Genomic DNA, 16,079 nt, shown 5'->3' on the forward strand with positions numbered 1-16,079 from the left:
CACGGTCATCACGGAGACACGCTCACATGGCGCAACAGATTCTCGAAGGCATTCGCGTCCTGGAACTGGGACAACTGATTGCCGGCCCCTTTGCCGCCAAGACCCTCGCGGATTTTGGCGCCCGCGTGGTCAAGGTGGAGCCGCCTGGGCAGGGCGACCCACTACGAAAGTGGCGTATGCTGCACGAGGATACCTCGGTCTGGTGGGAAGCGCAGTCGCGCAACAAGCAGTCCATCGCCATCGACCTCCGTCAGGCGGAAGGCCAGGCGCTGGTGCGCAAGCTGGCTACCGAGGCCGATGTCCTGATCGAGAATTTCCGCCCCGGCACCATGGAAAAGTGGGGTCTGGGCTGGGATGTACTCCACGCCGCCAATCCGAAGCTGATCATGGTGCGGGTGTCCGGCTACGGCCAGACCGGCCCGCGCCGGGACGAACCCGGCTTCGCTGCCGTGGCCGAGGCCATGAGCGGGCTGCGCTACCTGACCGGTGAGCCGGGCCGGCCGCCGGTGCGCGCCGGGCTCTCGCTGGGCGATACCATCGCCGGCCTGCACGGCGCCCTGGGCGTGCTGCTGGCCCTGTACGAGCGCGACGCGCGCGGCGGGGTGGGGCAGGTGATCGACGTGGCGCTCTATGAGTCGCTGTTCAACCTCAGCGAAAGCCTGCTGCCTGAATACTCGGCCTTTGGCGCCGTGCGCCAGCCGGCCGGCGGCGCGCTGCCGGGCATCGCGCCGTCCAACGCCTATCCCTGCGGTTGCGGCGAATACGTGCTGATTGCCGCCAATGGCGACGCGATCTTCCGCCGCCTGATGGCAGCGATGGGCCGCCCGGACCTCGGCGAAGACCCCGCGCTGGCCCGCAACGACGGCCGCGTGAAGCGTGTGGACGAGATCGATGCCGCCATCGCCGCCTGGACCCAGACCCAGACTGTGGAGTCCGCGCTGGTCGTGCTGCGCGAGGCCGATGTGCCGTCCGGCCGCATCTACACGGTCAAGGACATCGCTGAAGACCCGCACTACCGGGCGCGCGGCGTGATCGAGACCGTGACGTCGGCCCGTGGGCTCAGCGTGGAGGTGCCGGGCATCATCCCGAAGCTGTCCGCCAACCCTGGCGCCATCCATGACCGCGCGCCCACGCTGGGCGAGCATACCGATGCCGTGCTGGCCGAATCCGGCTTTGACGCGGCTGCCATTGCCGACCTGCGCGCCCGAGGAGTGATTGCATGAGTGCCCAACGTTATCCGCTGGCCGGGCCGGCCAAGATCGAAATCAATGACGTCGCACCGCGCGACGGCCTGCAGATCGAGCCCGTGGTGGTGCCGACCGAAGGCAAGGTTGCCTTCGTCAATGCGCTGGCCCACTGCGGCTTCGCGCGCATCGAGGCCACCTCGTTCACATCGGCCCGCGCCATTCCCGCGCTGGCCGATGCCGAGGCGGTGATGCACCAGATCGAGCGCGTGCCGGGCGTGGCCTACACGGTGCTCGTGCCGAACCTGCGCGGGCTGGAGCGCGCGCTGTCGTGCCGGCCGGACGAGGTGAACCTGGTCATGTCGTGCAGCGAGACCCACAACCGCGCCAACCTGCGTATGACGCGCGAGCAGTCCAAGGCGCAGCTGACGGCGATGATCGACGAGGCCGGCAAGGCTGGCGTGCCAGTGAACGTGTCGCTGTCCACCGTGTTCGGCTGCCCGTTCGAAGGGGATATCCCCGAGGCCGACGTGATGGCCCTGGCGCGTCGATTTGCCGATGCGGGTGCGTCTGGCATCACTTTGTGTGATACTACGGGCATGGCCTACCCCAACCAGGTGGCGGCGATGTGCGAGGCGTTCCAGCGCGCGCTGCCGCAGACCGGGCTGACCATCCATCTCCACAACACGCGCGGCATGGGCCTGGCCAATGCCATCGCGGCCTGGCAGACCGGCGTCACGCGCTTCGACGCGGCTGCCGGCGGCCTGGGCGGCTGCCCGTACGCGCCCGGCGCGAGCGGCAATGTCAGCACCGAGGAACTCGTCCACATGTTCGCGTCGATGGGCGTGGACACCGGCGTGGACCTGGACGGCCTGCTGGCCGTGGTCGGCGGCCTGCCGGCGCTGGTTGAACGGGAGATTTCCAGCCAGCTGCTGCGCGCCGGCCCGCGCCTGCGCACCCATCAACCGCCGGCCTGGATGGCGGAGCACTTCGCCGGGCAGTGAGCCCGGACCCGGTTTTTTTGATTCCCTATATAACAAGCACGGAGACAACCATGAACCGCAAGACTCAACTGACGGCCGCCGCGCTGCTGGCTGGCATGGCATTCGTACCTGCCGCCCAGGCGCAGGACGGCACCTATCCCAACAAGCCGGTGATGCTGGTGGTGTCCGCCGCCGCCGGCGGCACGACGGATATCGCCGCTCGCCTGATCTCGGAGCCGTTGTCCAAGGCGCTCGGTCAGTCGGTCGTGGTCGACAACAAGCCCGGCGGCAACGGCACCATCGCCGCGCAAGCTGTGCAGCGCGCCAAGCCGGATGGGTACACGCTACTGGTGCAGTACTCGGGCTACCACGTCATCACGCCGCTGCTGACCAAGCAGCCGTGGGACCCGGTCAAGGACTTCGCGCCCGTGGCGAACCTGCTGTCGGCCCCGCAAGTGCTGGTGGTGCGCCCGAGCCTGCCGGTCCACTCGCTCAAGGAACTGGTGACCTACGCCAAGGCCAATCCGGGCAAGCTGAACTACGCGTCGTCGGGCAATGGGTCGCTCCAGCACGTGTCCACGGAACTGCTGAACCTGCAGGCCGGCACGAAGATCACCCATGTGCCATACAAGGGCACCGGTCCGGCGATGACCGACCTGCTGGGCGGCAACGTCGACCTGACCATCACCACGCCGCCGCCGCTGATGGGCCATATCGCCGCCGGCAAGCTGCGCCCGCTGGTGGTGACCAGCAAGACGCGCCTGCCGAGCCTGAAGGATGTGCCGTCGGCGCCGGAAGCCGGCTACCCTGACCTGGACGTGTCGTCGTGGTTCGCCATGTACGCGCCGGCCGGCACGCCGAAGCCCGTCATCGACAAGCTGACCTCGGAGATCGAGAAGATCATGAAGTCCGACGCCTTCCGCAAGAAGGCCGAGGAACTGGGCGCCGAGGCGCGCTACATGAATCCGCAGCAGCTGGACCAGTACCAGCGTGCCGAACTGACGCGCTGGGGCAAGGTCATCAAGTCCGCCGACATCCACGCTGAGTAACGCGGAGCAGGCCACGGAGCCAGACATTCCGACCATGGCAAGGTGATCGAAAGGCGGCGCACGTACACTGTGCGCCGCCGCGCTGCGTTTACGGGCTGGCCATCGCATTGGCCCCCCAATGTCCGCCAAATGTCTGCATCGTCCGCTAGGTGTTGATCCCGATGCGGGCGCCGGCAGCGGCCGGTAGCATCGCAAATTGCCGCAAGGCGGCACGCCACAAACAAAAACAGGTAGTCAGGTAGGAGAGCATCTCATGTACGACAAGACATTCTGGAAGCGGGCGCTGATCGCACTGGCCCTGTTCCTGGCCGGCTGGTTCACCTTTGGCAGCGCGCAGGCGCAGGGCAAGCCCGAGAAGACCAAGGTGACCATCGCCGTGGGGGGCAAGAATCTCTTCTATTACCTGCCGCTGACGATTGCCGAGCGCCTGGGCTACTTCAAGGAAGAGGGCCTGGACGTGGAGATCGTCGACTTCGCCGGCGGCGCCAAGGCGCTCCAGGCCGTGGTCGGCGGTAGCGCGGACGTGGTGTCCGGCGCCTACGAGCACACCATCAACCTGCAGGCCAAGGGCCAGCAGTACCAGGAATTCGTGCTCCAGGGCCGCGCGCCGCAGATCGTGCTGGTGGTGTCGAACAAGACGATGCCGAACTTCAAGTCGATTGCCGACCTGAAGGGCAAGAAGATTGGCGTGACCGCGCCGGGTTCCTCGACCAACATGATGGCCAACTTCGTGCTGGCCAAGTCGGGCCTGAAGCCGTCGGACGTGTCGTTCATCGGCGTGGGCGCCAGCGCTGGCGCGGTGGCCGCCATGCGCTCGGGCCAGATCGACGCGATGGCCAACCTGGACCCCGTGGTGTCGATGCTGACGCAGAAGAACGAGGTGAAGATTGCCTCGGACACCCGCACGCTCAAGGAAACCCAGGCGGTGTTCGGCGGCAATATGCCGTCGGGCTGCCTGTATGCCTCGACCGCGTTCATCCAGCAGAACCCCAACACCACGCAGGCGATGACGAACGCCATGGTCCGCGCGCTCAAGTGGCTGCAGAAGGCTGGCCCGTCGGACATCGTAAAAACCGTGCCCGAGAGCTACCTGCTGGGCGACCGCGCGCTCTACCTGGCGGCCTGGGAGCAGGTCAAGGAAGCCATCTCGCCGGACGGCATGATGCCGGCCGATGGCCCCAAGACGGCGCTGAACACCTTGCAGCAGTTCGATCCGGAGCTGAAGGGCAAGCCGATCAAGCTCGAGAACACGTTTACGAACACGTTCGTCCAGCGCGCCAACGCCAAGTATAAATAAGCGGCAAGCCAGCGAACCCCGCCTTCACGCCGCCCGCCGCGCGCATGCCGCTCGGCGGGCTTGTGTTTTCTCTGAGTCCAGTATTTCGACGAGTTTTCTTCGAGCAATGAGCACGCCCGCACTTTCCCTCGAAAACGTTACCTGCACCTTCGTCTCGCGCGAGGACCGCGGCCAGCGCTACACCGCCGTGCGCGATGTCACGCTGTCCATCCAGCCCGGCGAGTTCGTCTCGGTGGTGGGCCCCACCGGCTGCGGCAAGTCCACGCTGCTGAACGTCGGCGCCGGCCTGCTGGAGCCTTCCAGCGGCGCCGTGCGCGTGTTCGGCGAGCCGCTGGTCGGCATCAATCGCCGCGCCGGCTACATGTTCCAGTCCGAGGCGCTGATGCCGTGGCGCAGCGCGCTGGACAACGTGATTGCCGGCCTGGAATTCCGTGGCGTGCCGCGCGCCGAGGCCGAGGCGCAGGGCGAGGAATGGCTGCGCCGCGTGGGTCTGGGCGGGTTTGGCGACCGTTACCCGCACCAGCTCTCGGGCGGCATGCGCAAGCGCGTGAGCCTGGCGCAGACGCTGGTGCTGGACCCGGACATCATCCTGATGGACGAGCCGTTCTCGGCCCTGGACATCCAGACCCGTCAGCTGATGGAAAACGAGGTGCTGGACCTCTGGGCCGCCAAGCGCAAGGCCGTGCTGTTCATCACGCACGACCTGGACGAGGCCATCGCCATGAGTGACCGCGTGGTGGTGCTGTCGGCCGGCCCGGGCACCCATCCGATTGGCGAATTTGCGATCGACCTGCCGCGTCCGCGCGACGTGGCGGAAGTTCGCAATCATCCACGCTTCGTGGAGCTGCACGCCGCCATCTGGGACGTGCTGCGCGAGGAAGTGCTCAAGGGCTACGCGCAGCAGCGCAAGGTCGCCTGACCTGCATGAACTCTCTCTGACGATACAAAAACTCGTAGAACAACGATATGGCTTTCCGAGCGGATTCTAAGGGCATGCTGCGTGTGTGGCAGCTGCTGGTGCTGGTGGTGATCCTGGGGGTGTGGCATGCGGCCACGCGCTCGCAACAGGTGGCGTTCTTCTTCGGCGAGCCGCTGATGGTGGCGAAGCGCATCTGGAGCTGGTTCATCGTCGAGGGCGACATCTATATTCACCTGGGCGTGACGCTGCTGGAGACGGTGCTGGCCTTCGGCATCGGCACGGTGGCCGGGCTGGGCGTGGGGCTGTGGCTGGCGTTGAGCCCGTTCACCTCGGCGGTGCTCGATCCCTATGTGAAGGCGGCCAACTCGATGCCGCGCGTGATCCTGGCGCCCATCTTTGCGGTCTGGTTCGGGCTGGGGATCTGGTCGAAGGTGGCGCTGGCCGTGACGCTGGTCTTCTTCATCGTCTTCTTCAACGTCTACCAGGGCGTGAAGGAAGTGAGCCCGGTGGTGCTGGCCAACGCGCGCATGCTCGGCGCGAACCAGAAGCAGCTGCTGCGCCATGTGTACCTGCCCAGCGCCACGAGTTGGGTGTTCTCGTCGCTGCACACCTCGGTGGGCCTGGCGTTCGTGGGCGCGGTGGTGGGCGAGTACCTGGGTTCCGCGCGCGGCGTGGGCTACCTGATTCTCCAGGCCGAAGGCACGTTCGACATCAACACGGTGTTCGCGGGCATCGTGGTCCTGACCGGCTGCGCGCTGGTGCTGGACTGGATGGTGACGGTGGGGGAGAAGCGGCTGATGAAGTGGCAGCCGAGTTCGGGTGAGACCGAAAAACTCTGAAATTCTGCGTTAAACGTTGTTGAATTCGCCCTTCCCCGGCCGATGTCCAGATAACGGACAGGCCGGGGGAGGGCGGCGAAGCGTTACGGCATGATGACGATCTTGCCGGTCACCTTGCGCGCTTCCATGTCCTTCAGCGCCTGCGGCGCCTGCTCCAGCGGATAGCGGGCCGAGATGTGCGGGCGAATCTTGCCTTCCTTCATCCAGCCGAGCATCTGCGCCATATTGGCCTGGTTGTTACGCGGCTCGCGACGGGCGAAATCGCCCCAGAACACGCCGACCAGCGAGGCACCCTTGAGCAGCGCCAGGTTCAGCGGCATCTTCGGGATCTCGCCGTTGGCGAAGCCCACCACGAGGTAGCGGCCGCGCCAGCCGATCGAGCGGAAGGCCGGCTCGGCGTAAATCCCCCCGACCGGGTCATAGATGACATCCGGGCCCTTGCCATCGGTCAATGCCTTGACGCGTTCGCGCAGGTCTTCCGTGCTGTAGTTGATCAGCGCGTCGGCGCCGTGCTCCTTGCAGACTGCCAGCTTCTCGTCCGTGGACGCCGCCGCGATCACCCGCGCGCCAATCGCCTTGCCGATCTCGATGGCCGCCAGGCCCACGCCACCGGCCGCGCCCAGCACCAGCATCGTCTCGCCAGCCTTCAGTTCGCCCCGGTCCACCACGGCGTGGTGGGAGGTGCCATAGGTCAGCGTGAAGGCGGCGGCCACGTCGAAGTCGATACCGGGCGGCATCGGCACCACGGCGCTCGCGGGGGCCTTGGCCTGCGTGGCGAAGGCACCGTTGCCGAGATAGGCGATGACCTTGTCGCCGGGCTTGACGTGCGTCACGCCCGCGCCCACCGCGTTGACCACGCCGGCCAGCTCCGAACCGGGCGAGAAAGGCAGCGCCGGCTTGGCCTGGTACTTGTTCTGGATGATCAGCACGTCGGGAAAGTTGACGCCGGCGGCCTTGACGTCGATGACGACCTCGCCATCGCCGGGCACGAGGTCCGGCAGGGTGTCGAGCGAAAGGGAATCGGGCGGGCCCCAGGCTTTGCAGAGTACGGCTTTCATCTTGTCTCCGGTGGTGGTGTTGTGGTGTGGCGATGGTCTGCGCTCCGGGAAGTGTAGCGCAAAAAAGCACGATCGTTCTGTTCGCGGCGGACGGCGGTTCCACGCCGTTTTGGTGCCGCGATGGCCGCTTTGCTCGGGTACAATCGCGGCCATGCATATCCTTCTCGCCAACGACGACGGTTATCTCGCGCCGGGACTTGCCGTTCTGCATGCCGCGCTCGCTCCGCTTGCGCGCGTGACGGTGATCGCGCCCGAGCAGAACCATAGCGGTGCATCGAATTCGCTCACGCTGCAACGCCCGCTCTCGGTCTTCGAGGCGCGCGAGGGCGTGCAGAAGGGTTTCCGTTTCATCAATGGTACGCCCACCGACTGCGTGCACGTGGCACTGACCGGCCTGCTGGACGATCGCCCCGACCTGGTGGTGTCCGGCATCAACCAGGGCCAGAACATGGGCGAGGACGTCCTGTACTCGGGCACCGTGGCCGCCGCCATCGAGGGTTACCTGTTCGGCATTCCGTCCATCGCGTTCTCGCAGGTGGACAAGGGCTGGGAGCATCTGGACGCCGCCGCGCGCGTGGCGCGCGAGATCGTGGAGCGCGTGATCGCCCGCCCGCCCCAGGAGCCGTTCCTGCTCAACGTCAACATCCCGAACCTGCCGTTCGAGCATCTGAAGGGCCAGCGCGCCACGCGCCTCGGCAAGCGCCATCCTTCGCAGCCGGTCATCACGCAGGTGAACCCGCGCGGCGATACCAACTACTGGATCGGCCCGGCCGGCGACGCGCGTGACGCGAGCGAAGGCACCGATTTCCACGCCACCGCCAATGGGTTTGTCTCGCTGACGCCGTTGCAGCTCGACCTCACCCATCGCGCGCAGCTCGAACAACTCGGACAGTGGCTGGGGTAGGCGTGCCGTTCGCGTCAGCCCTCCAGTCTTCGATTCCGGTATTGCGCCGATGAGCACCACGCCGCGCCGATCCCGCTTTCCGCTGCCGCTCGATGCGGTGGTCGAACGCAAGCCCGCGCCCAAGCGCACGGCCGGCCTGCCCGCCGTGGGCGGGCGGCACGTGGCCGCGCCCGCGCCGGCGACCGTCAAGCCACGCAAGCCTGCCGCACCGCCTGCGGCGCCGCCGCCACCGGGCAGCGCCGTGGAGGCGCGTGCCTCGGCGGCCACGGCGGGCGGGGGCGGCATGGCGTCCGACCGCGCCCGCACCGCGTTGGCGGCGCGGTTGCGCGCCGGCGGCATCCGCGACGAGCGCGTGCTGAGCGCCATCGCCACGGTGCCGCGCCACCTGTTCATGGAGCCGGGGCTGGCCTCGCAAGCCTACGAGGACGCTGCGTTGCCAATCGGCCATCAGCAGACCATCTCCAAGCCGTCGGTGGTGGCGCGCATGATCGAACTGCTGCGCGAGGGTCTTACGCCGGACCAGCCGCTTGCGCGGGTGCTGGAAATCGGCACCGGCTGCGGTTATCAGGCCGCCGTGCTGAGCCTCGTCGCGCAGGAAGTGTTCTCTATCGAACGGATTCGTCCGCTACACGAACAGGCGAAGGCGAACCTCCGCCCGCTGCGCGTGCCCAACATCCGCCTGCACTACGGCGATGGCATGCTCGGGCTGCCGCAGGCCGCACCGTTTTCCGCCATCATCCTGGCCGCCGCCGGGATGGACGTGCCCGAGGCGCTGCTCGGGCAACTCGCGATTGGCGGCCGGCTGATCGCCCCGGTGGTGGCATCCGCCCCGGGCGGCCCCGGCCAGACCGTCACCCAGCAACTCTTGCTGATCGAGCGCCTGAACCGGCATCGGTTTCACAGGACCGCGCTTGAAGCCGTTTTCTTTGTGCCCTTAAAATCGGGCACCATCTGAGTCGAACTATGCACAACATCGTGAAATCGGAACATTTCGCACGTTTGGGACAACGTTTCACCGTCACCGCGCTCGTCGCCCTGCTGGCCGCCTGCGCCAATTCGCCCATGCCCGCCCCGGTGGTGGACCGCACCTCCACCGCAGGTGGACAGGGCGCCGCGCCAGTGGAGCCCACTCCGCCTGGATACTATCGGGTGAAGCGAGGCGATACCCTTTACCGTATCGCGCTCGAGAACGGTCAGTCGTATCGCGACGTGGCGTCCTGGAACAATATCGGTAACGCGAATCAGATCGAGGTGGGGCAACTGCTGCGCGTCGTGCCGCCGAGCGCCGACCCGAACGCGGCTCCGGGCGTAGCTACGGTGCCGGTGGCGCCTGGCACGGTACAGTCGCAGCCGATTGACGCTGCGCGCCCGGTCGGCACCCCTGTGGGAACCCCCTCCGGCACCACTGCGGCGGCCTCGGTGCCGGCCGCCACGCCCTCGGCCGGTGCATCGGCGGCGGCAGCGGCTTCGGCCCCGGCTGGCGACGTGCGCCTGTCCTGGCCGGCCAGCGGTCAGCTGATTGGGAAATTTGATGACAAAGGTAACAAAGGCATTGATATCGCTGGTAAAAAAGGCGATGCCGTGCTCGCTGCCGACGAGGGTAGGGTGATTCACGTAGGCCCCTTGCGCGGCTACGGGAATCTTGTCATCATCAAACACAACGACACGTATCTCACCGCCTACGGTCATAACGACAAGGTGCTGGTGGCAGAGCAGTCAATGGTCCGCAAGGGCCAGAAGATTGCCGAAATGGGTAACAGTGATACTGACAGGGTCAAGCTGCACTTTGAGGTTCGCAAGAACGGAAAACCGGTCGATCCGATGCGGTATCTGCCGCCACAGTGAGGTTTCATGCCACGCCAGAAAACTGTCTCATCCGGAGTTGTCAGCAGGACCCGTCGTCCCAAGCAGCCGGAAGGAAAGGCTGGTGTGGCGAAATCTGCCGACGTGGTGGACGCCGAGGTCTTTGGCGACGATCCTGCCGCCGAAATGGTCCCGGCTACCGACGAGCCGATCACGCCCGTTGCGCGTGCCGGCCTGCGTGACACCGATCTCTCCACTGACCTGCGCGTAGATATCGCCGCCGCCGACGAGGGCGACGACGAGGAGGCCGAGGACGAGGAAGAGGAAGAGGAAGCCGCCGAGGCCGCGCCCGAGCACGACGACTTCAAGACCGTGCTCCACACGGAACTCGCGGCCGACACCGTCCAGCACTACCTGAACCGCATCAGCATCAAGCCGCTGCTGTCCGCGCCGGAGGAGCTCCATTTCTCCACCCTGGCCAAGGGCGGGGATTTCTCCGCGCGGCAGGTGATGATCGAGCGCAACCTGCGCCTCGTGGTGAGCATCGCCAAGGGCTATCTGAATCGTGGCGTGCCGCTGCTCGATCTGATCGAGGAAGGCAACCTCGGCCTGATGCATGCCATCGAGAAGTTTGATCCGACCCGTGGTTTTCGCTTTTCCACCTATGCCACGTGGTGGATCCGCCAGAGCATCGAGCGCGCGATCATGAACCAGGCCCGCACGGTGCGGTTGCCGGTGCACGTGATCCGCGAGCTCAACCAGGTACTGCGTGCCAAGCGTCATCTTGAAAAAGGTGGCACCGATGGCCGCGACGCCAGCCTCGAGGACATTGCACATCTCCTCGGAAAGACGCCTGACGAGGTGCAGGACGTGCTGGCACTCAATGAACATACCACCTCGCTCGATACGCCGTTCGATCTCGACCCGGGCTCCAGCCTGCTCGATTTCCTTTCCGACGAGCACAACGCCGCGCCCGACCAGGAAGTGGCCCACCGCGAACTGGAAAACCTGATGAAACTCTGGCTGGCCCGCCTGTCGGAGAAGCATCGCTATGTGGTGGAGCGCCGCTTCGGCCTGAACCACATCGAGCCGGCCACGCTTGAAGAGCTGGCCGAGGAAATGGGTCTGACGCGCGAGCGCGTGCGCCAGATCCAGCAGGAAGCGCTGGTCAAGCTCAAGCGGCATTTCGCTTCGCAAGGTGTCAGGAAGGACGCCGTTTTATGACCCCTGTGCTGGTATTCGACATCGAGACGATTCCCGATGTCGCCGGCCTGCGCCGTTTGCATGAGCATCCCGCATCGATGAGCGACGCCGAAGTCGCCGAGCATGCGTTTGCCGCCCGCCGGGACAAGACCGGCTCCGATTTCCTGCCGCACCACCTGCAGCGCGTGGCCGCTATTTCCTGCGTGCTGCGCCGCACGCAGCGGGATGGCTCCGCCGTGTTCCATGTCGGCTCGCTCGGCACGCTCGAGGACGGTGAGGCCACGCTGATCCAGAAATTCTACGAACTGATTGCGCGCTACAGCCCGCAACTGGTGTCGTGGAATGGCGGTGGTTTCGACCTGCCCGTGCTCCATTATCGTGGACTGATCAACGGTGTCAGCGCGCCGCGCTACTGGGAAATGGGCGAGGGCCGCGACGACGACAGCCGCGACTTCAAGTGGAACAACTACATCAGCCGCTATCACATGCGGCATCTGGACCTGATGGACCTGCTGGCGATGTACCAGCCACGGGCCAGCGCACCGCTCGACGACCTGGCCAAGCTGTGCGGCTTCCCGGGCAAGATGGGAATGGACGGCAGCAAGGTGTGGGAGGCCTACCAGCAAGGCCAGCTCGCCGCGATTCGCGATTATTGCGAGACTGACGTCGTCAACACCTACCTGATGTACTGCCGCTTCCAGTTGATGCGCGGCGGGCTGACGCCGCGCGAGTTCGACATGGAAGTGTCGCTGGTGCAGGAGTCGCTGGCCGAGTTGCCGGGCGAGCAGTGGATGCAGTACCTGCGCGCCTTCCAGCTTCAGCCGATGAGCCCCGAGGACGAGGAAGAGCCCGAGATCTAGGCCCGATTACTACGCCGAATTACGACGCCAAATTATGACGCCGCTAGGCGTCCAGTGTCAGGTGGATGGGCTGGTGGTCCGAGGCATCGGTCTCGCCGTTGACTTCGCAACGTTGCACATCGGCGAGCAAATTCTCCGTCACGAAGACGAAATCGCACGCGAAGGGCGGCTCTGGCCATTGCTTCTTGTCATAGAGGGCGCAGGTCGGCGCATGAGGCTGGCCCGGATGGGTGTGGACCCACGCGTCGTGCCAGTTCGGCGTGGCATCCGGATATCGCTCCAGCATGGTGCGGTAGGCCACATCTTCCGGCTTGGCGTTGAAGTCGCCGCACAGGATCGCTTCCATCGGCCGGGGCTCCGGCGTGAACGGGCCGGGGCGTGATTCCGACTTGCCGGGCCGACGGGCGTGGTCGCACGCCTCCTTGTGCCACGCGCGCAGGGCGACGGCCTGGGCTTCGCGTTGCAGCTTCGAATAGAACTCCAGATGCGTGGAGATCACACGCAGGCGCCGCGCGCCGATCTGCACCGTGACGTCGAGCGCGACACGTGGCATCGACGCCACTTCCGGGTCGGCTGGCCAAGGCAGCGCGTGGCGGAAGACCTCCCGCACCGCCAGCCGCGTGGCCACTACGTTGCCGATCTGGCGATGGCTGCCATCGTTTCCAGTGCGATCGACGCCCGGCGCGAAGATGACGCGATAGCCGGGCAGCAGCGCGGTCAGCTCCGCCACCTGGTCCCGGCTGGGGTTGCCGGCCATGTCGGTGAAACCGCGTGTGACCTCCTGCAGGCAGATCACATCGGCATCGGCCATGCCCTGCATGGTGTCGACGATGCGGGCGAGGTCGACCTTGCCGTCCGCCCCGCGCCCCCATTGGATATTCCACGTAATCAGTTCCATCGCCTTCCTTGAATTGCGGCAGCCGTCTGGCGCCGTGACTGGAATACAATCGCGCTTTCGCAAAACAATACGTCAGGTCCCACTGGTGTCTCAAGCCGTGTCTTCACCCGCCCACCCGGCGACGCAGTCGAGTGTCGCTTCCGCCACAACTCCGGCGTCTCCCGAACCGATTGTCAAGATCGAAAGCCTCGACATGGAGGCGCGCGGCGTCGGCCGCCTGATCAATGAGGATGGCACGCCGGGCAAGGTGATCTTCGTCGAAGGCGCGCTGCCAGGCGAGACGGTCAGCTATCGCAGTTTCCGCCGCAAGCCGAGCTACGAGCAGGCCCATCTGGTTGAGGTAAAGCGGGCGTCGGTGATGCGCGTGGAGCCAGGCTGCCAGCATTTCGGCGTGTGCGGCGGTTGCTCGATGCAGCACCTGGACGCCCGCGCGCAGCTGGCCATCAAGCAGCGCGTGCTGGAAGACAATCTCTGGCATCTGTCGAAGGTCCGGCCGGACGTCGTATTCCGTCCAATCGCCGGGCCCGACTGGGGCTATCGCTACCGCGCACGGCTGACCGTGCGCTATGTGGCGAAGAAGGGTGGGGCGCTGGTGGGCTTCCACGAGCGCAAGAGCAGCTACGTGGCCGACATAACGCGCTGCGAGATCCTGCCGCCGCATGTGTCCGCGCTGCTGGTGCCGCTGCGCGAGCTGGTCTCGGGGTTGTCGATCCGTGACCGCATGCCCCAGATCGAACTCGCCGTGGGGCAGGAGGTGACGGCGCTGGTGCTGCGCATCCTCGAGCCGCTGACCGATGCCGACAAGGATCTGCTGCGCGCATTCGCCGACCGCCACGGCGTGCAGTTCTGGCTCCAGCCGAAGGGTCCGGATACGGTCTATCCGTTCTATCCGGCAGACCAGGAACTGGCTTACACGCTGCCTGAGTTCGGCATCCGCATGCCGTTCAAACCGACCGATTTCACGCAGGTCAATCACCAGATCAACCGCGTGCTGATCGGCCGTGCGCTGCGCCTGCTGGACGCCCGGCCCACGGACCGGCTGCTCGACCTGTTCTGCGGCATCGGCAATTTCACGCTGCCGCTGGCCACGCAGGGCGCCGCGGTGATGGGCATTGAGGGCAGCGAGGTGCTGACCACGCGCGCGCTGGCCAATGCCGAGTACAACGGGCTGGCTGGGAAGACGTCGTTTGCCTGCCGCAACCTGTTCGAGGTGACGGCCGAGGATATCGCCGCGCTGGGCCAATTCGATCGCTGGCTCGTCGATCCGCCCCGCGAGGGTGCGCTGGCGGTCTGCAAGGCGCTTGGCGAGCTCAGCCAGGCTGGTAGCGATGTGCTGCCGAAGCGCATTGTCTATGTGTCGTGCAGCCCGGCCACGCTGGCGCGCGACGCGGGCCTGCTCGTGCACGAAGCTGGCTATCGGCTGGCCGGCGCCGGCGTGGTCAATATGTTCCCGCACACGTCGCACGTGGAGTCGATTGCGGTATTCGAGCGTGATTGACCGACGGCGATGACCATCGCGCAAGCATGAAAAAACCGGCCCGAAGGCCGGTTTTTTCGTTTGCAGCAACGTTGCGAGTCGTGCGTCAGTCGCGGTTGCCGCCGAAGATGCCCAGCAGCGCCAGCAGGTTCGCGAACACGTTGTAGACGTCGAGGTAGATCGCGAGCGTGGCGGTGATGTAGTTCGTCTCGCCGCCGTTCACGATGCGCTGCACGTCAAACAGGATGTACGCGGAGAAGATGCCGATCGCGATCACGGACACGGTGATCATCAGCGCGGGCATCTGGAGCCAGATGTTGGCCACGCTGGCCAGGATCAGCAGGATCACGCCCATGAACAGGAACTTGCTCATGCCGGAGAAATCGCGCTTGCTGACCGTGGCGATGGACGCCATCGTGGCGAACACGGCCGCCGTGCCGCCGAACGCGTACATGATCAGCGCCGGACCGTTCGAGAACGACAGCGTTGCGCTGATCAGCCGCGACAGCATCAGGCCCATGAAGAACGTGAACGCCAGCAGCAGGACCACGCCCATGCTGCTGTTCTTGGTCTTCTCGATGCCATACATGAAGCCGAACGCGACCGCGAAGAAGATCAGGATCGAGAGGCCGGGGCTGCCCGCCATCAGCGTGAAGCCGGAGGCCACGCCGATCCACGCGCCGAGCACGGTCGGGATCATCGAGAGGGCCAGCAGCCAGTAGGTGTTGCGTAGGACCCGGTTGCGGACAACGACATCGGTCGCGCCCGCGCTGTTGCCGAAACCGTAGGTGTTCAGCTTGTTGTTCATGGTGACTCCTGTCATCAATGTTCGGTGAGGCGCCGGGTGAGACCCGGGCGGCACAGCGTCAATGTGGCATTGCGTAGGCGGTTTTGCAAGGGCCTTTGTCTTAACAATAACCCATTGGCCTGATTGTTTTCCGATTTCGCAAACATTTGACGAGACTTCGACGCTTCCGTTCCCCGATAGTACGCCCGAAAAGTGTTTCTTAAGCTACTTATTGCGCTGCAACATCGTGCGCCAGGGCTCACAACGGGGCGAACGGGCCACGCGCTCGAATCCGTCTTGGTCTCGTGCTAGAATTGCACGTTTAATCCATTTGTAACCCCTTCATTTTTCGGAGTTTTTCATGGCGATCGAACGCACCCTGTCGATTATCAAGCCGGATGCCGTGGCCAAGAACGTTATCGGCCAGATCTACGCCCGTTTCGAGGCCGCTGGCCTGAAGATCGTTGCTGCCAAGATGGTTCACCTGTCGCGCGGTGAAGCCGAGCAGTTCTACGCCGTGCACAAGGCACGCCCGTTCTTCAAGGACCTGGTGGACTTCATGGTTTCCGGCCCGGTGATGATCCAGGCCCTGGAAGGCGAGAACGCCATTGCCAAGAACCGTGACCTGATGGGCGCCACGGACCCGAAGAAGGCTGAGAAGGGCACGATCCGCGCCGATTTCGCCGACAGCATCGACGCCAACGCCGTGCACGGTTCGGACGCCGCGGAAACGGCAGCTCAGGAAGTGGCTTTCTTCTTCCCGGGCATGAACGTTTACGGCCGCTGATTGTCCCTGACATCACGACCTGTACTGAAGT

General features: G+C 65.5%; 16 protein-coding genes. 13 read left to right on the forward strand and 3 right to left on the reverse strand.

Annotation, left to right across the window (positions count from 1 at the left end; all coding sequences use genetic code 11):
- Positions 1-26: 26 nt before the first annotated feature.
- The 6 genes from AB4120_RS20005 (at position 27) to AB4120_RS20030 (ending at position 6,271) form a co-directional block, all read left to right on the forward strand.
- Positions 27-1,223, forward strand: coding sequence for a CaiB/BaiF CoA transferase family protein (locus AB4120_RS20005; protein WP_441642736.1), 1,197 nt, complete (start codon positions 27-29; stop codon positions 1,221-1,223).
- Complete coding sequence (locus tag AB4120_RS20010) at positions 1,220-2,188, forward strand: hydroxymethylglutaryl-CoA lyase (protein ID WP_149135700.1); 969 nt, start codon at positions 1,220-1,222, stop codon at positions 2,186-2,188. Before AB4120_RS20005 ends, AB4120_RS20010 begins: the two co-directional genes overlap by 4 nt.
- Positions 2,189-2,238: 50 nt before the next feature.
- Positions 2,239-3,216 (forward strand): Bug family tripartite tricarboxylate transporter substrate binding protein, encoded by a 978-nt coding sequence (locus AB4120_RS20015; protein ID WP_149135701.1) that lies wholly within the window; start codon positions 2,239-2,241, stop codon positions 3,214-3,216.
- Positions 3,217-3,469: 253 nt separating this feature from the next.
- The gene (locus tag AB4120_RS20020; RefSeq protein WP_149135702.1) at positions 3,470-4,513 is read left to right on the forward strand and encodes an ABC transporter substrate-binding protein; all 1,044 of its coding nucleotides are present in this window, start codon (positions 3,470-3,472) and stop codon (positions 4,511-4,513) included.
- A 106-nt stretch (positions 4,514-4,619) separates the two neighbouring features.
- Complete coding sequence (locus tag AB4120_RS20025; RefSeq protein WP_441642737.1) at positions 4,620-5,432, forward strand: ABC transporter ATP-binding protein; 813 nt, start codon at positions 4,620-4,622, stop codon at positions 5,430-5,432.
- A gap of 47 nt (positions 5,433-5,479) precedes the next feature.
- A complete protein-coding gene (locus AB4120_RS20030) occupies positions 5,480-6,271 on the forward strand; it encodes an ABC transporter permease (RefSeq protein ID WP_149135704.1) in 792 nt (263 codons plus the stop codon).
- Between the two features lie 83 nt (positions 6,272-6,354).
- On the opposite strand, the gene AB4120_RS20035 is transcribed toward AB4120_RS20030, so the two are convergent.
- Positions 6,355-7,329: an NADPH:quinone oxidoreductase family protein gene (locus AB4120_RS20035; protein ID WP_092289715.1), complete on the reverse strand. Its 975-nt coding sequence runs from the start codon at positions 7,327-7,329 to the stop codon at positions 6,355-6,357.
- A 151-nt stretch (positions 7,330-7,480) separates the two neighbouring features.
- On the opposite strand from AB4120_RS20035, the gene surE reads away from it, so the two are divergent.
- Genes surE through AB4120_RS20060 form a run of 5 tightly spaced genes read left to right on the forward strand, consistent with a single transcriptional unit; the run spans position 7,481 to position 12,099 of the window.
- Positions 7,481-8,233, forward strand: coding sequence for a 5'/3'-nucleotidase SurE (surE, locus tag AB4120_RS20040; RefSeq protein ID WP_149135705.1), 753 nt, complete (start codon positions 7,481-7,483; stop codon positions 8,231-8,233).
- 49 nt (positions 8,234-8,282) lie between these two features.
- A complete protein-coding gene (locus tag AB4120_RS20045) occupies positions 8,283-9,188 on the forward strand; it encodes a protein-L-isoaspartate(D-aspartate) O-methyltransferase (protein ID WP_149135706.1) in 906 nt (301 codons plus the stop codon).
- An 8-nt stretch (positions 9,189-9,196) separates the two neighbouring features.
- The gene (locus AB4120_RS20050) at positions 9,197-10,078 is read left to right on the forward strand and encodes a peptidoglycan DD-metalloendopeptidase family protein (RefSeq protein WP_149135707.1); all 882 of its coding nucleotides are present in this window, start codon (positions 9,197-9,199) and stop codon (positions 10,076-10,078) included.
- Between the two features lie 6 nt (positions 10,079-10,084).
- Positions 10,085-11,260 (forward strand): RNA polymerase sigma factor RpoS, encoded by a 1,176-nt coding sequence (rpoS, locus tag AB4120_RS20055; RefSeq protein ID WP_149135708.1) that lies wholly within the window; start codon positions 10,085-10,087, stop codon positions 11,258-11,260.
- Positions 11,257-12,099, forward strand: coding sequence for a 3'-5' exonuclease (locus AB4120_RS20060; RefSeq protein ID WP_144200889.1), 843 nt, complete (start codon positions 11,257-11,259; stop codon positions 12,097-12,099). The genes rpoS and AB4120_RS20060 overlap by 4 nt, the downstream gene beginning before the upstream one ends.
- Positions 12,100-12,142: 43 nt before the next feature.
- Here the strand turns inward: AB4120_RS20060 and AB4120_RS20065 are convergent, their stop codons facing one another.
- A complete protein-coding gene (locus AB4120_RS20065; RefSeq protein ID WP_149135710.1) occupies positions 12,143-12,997 on the reverse strand; it encodes an endonuclease/exonuclease/phosphatase family protein in 855 nt (284 codons plus the stop codon).
- A gap of 97 nt (positions 12,998-13,094) precedes the next feature.
- Between AB4120_RS20065 and rlmD the strand changes: the two genes are divergently transcribed.
- Complete coding sequence (gene rlmD / locus AB4120_RS20070; RefSeq protein ID WP_441642738.1) at positions 13,095-14,495, forward strand: 23S rRNA (uracil(1939)-C(5))-methyltransferase RlmD; 1,401 nt, start codon at positions 13,095-13,097, stop codon at positions 14,493-14,495.
- 85 nt (positions 14,496-14,580) lie between these two features.
- On the opposite strand, the gene AB4120_RS20075 is transcribed toward rlmD, so the two are convergent.
- On the reverse strand, positions 14,581-15,282 hold the full coding sequence (locus AB4120_RS20075) for a Bax inhibitor-1/YccA family protein (RefSeq protein WP_144200885.1): 702 nt from the start codon (positions 15,280-15,282) through the stop codon (positions 14,581-14,583).
- 340 nt (positions 15,283-15,622) lie between these two features.
- Here AB4120_RS20075 and ndk point away from each other — a divergent pair, with 340 nt between their 5' ends.
- Positions 15,623-16,048, forward strand: coding sequence for a nucleoside-diphosphate kinase (ndk, locus tag AB4120_RS20080; RefSeq protein WP_144200883.1), 426 nt, complete (start codon positions 15,623-15,625; stop codon positions 16,046-16,048).
- The last annotated feature ends 31 nt before the right edge of the window (positions 16,049-16,079 follow it).

This window comes from Cupriavidus sp. 2KB_3 (assembly GCF_052115685.1).
GTDB lineage: Bacteria > Pseudomonadota > Gammaproteobacteria > Burkholderiales > Burkholderiaceae > Cupriavidus > Cupriavidus campinensis.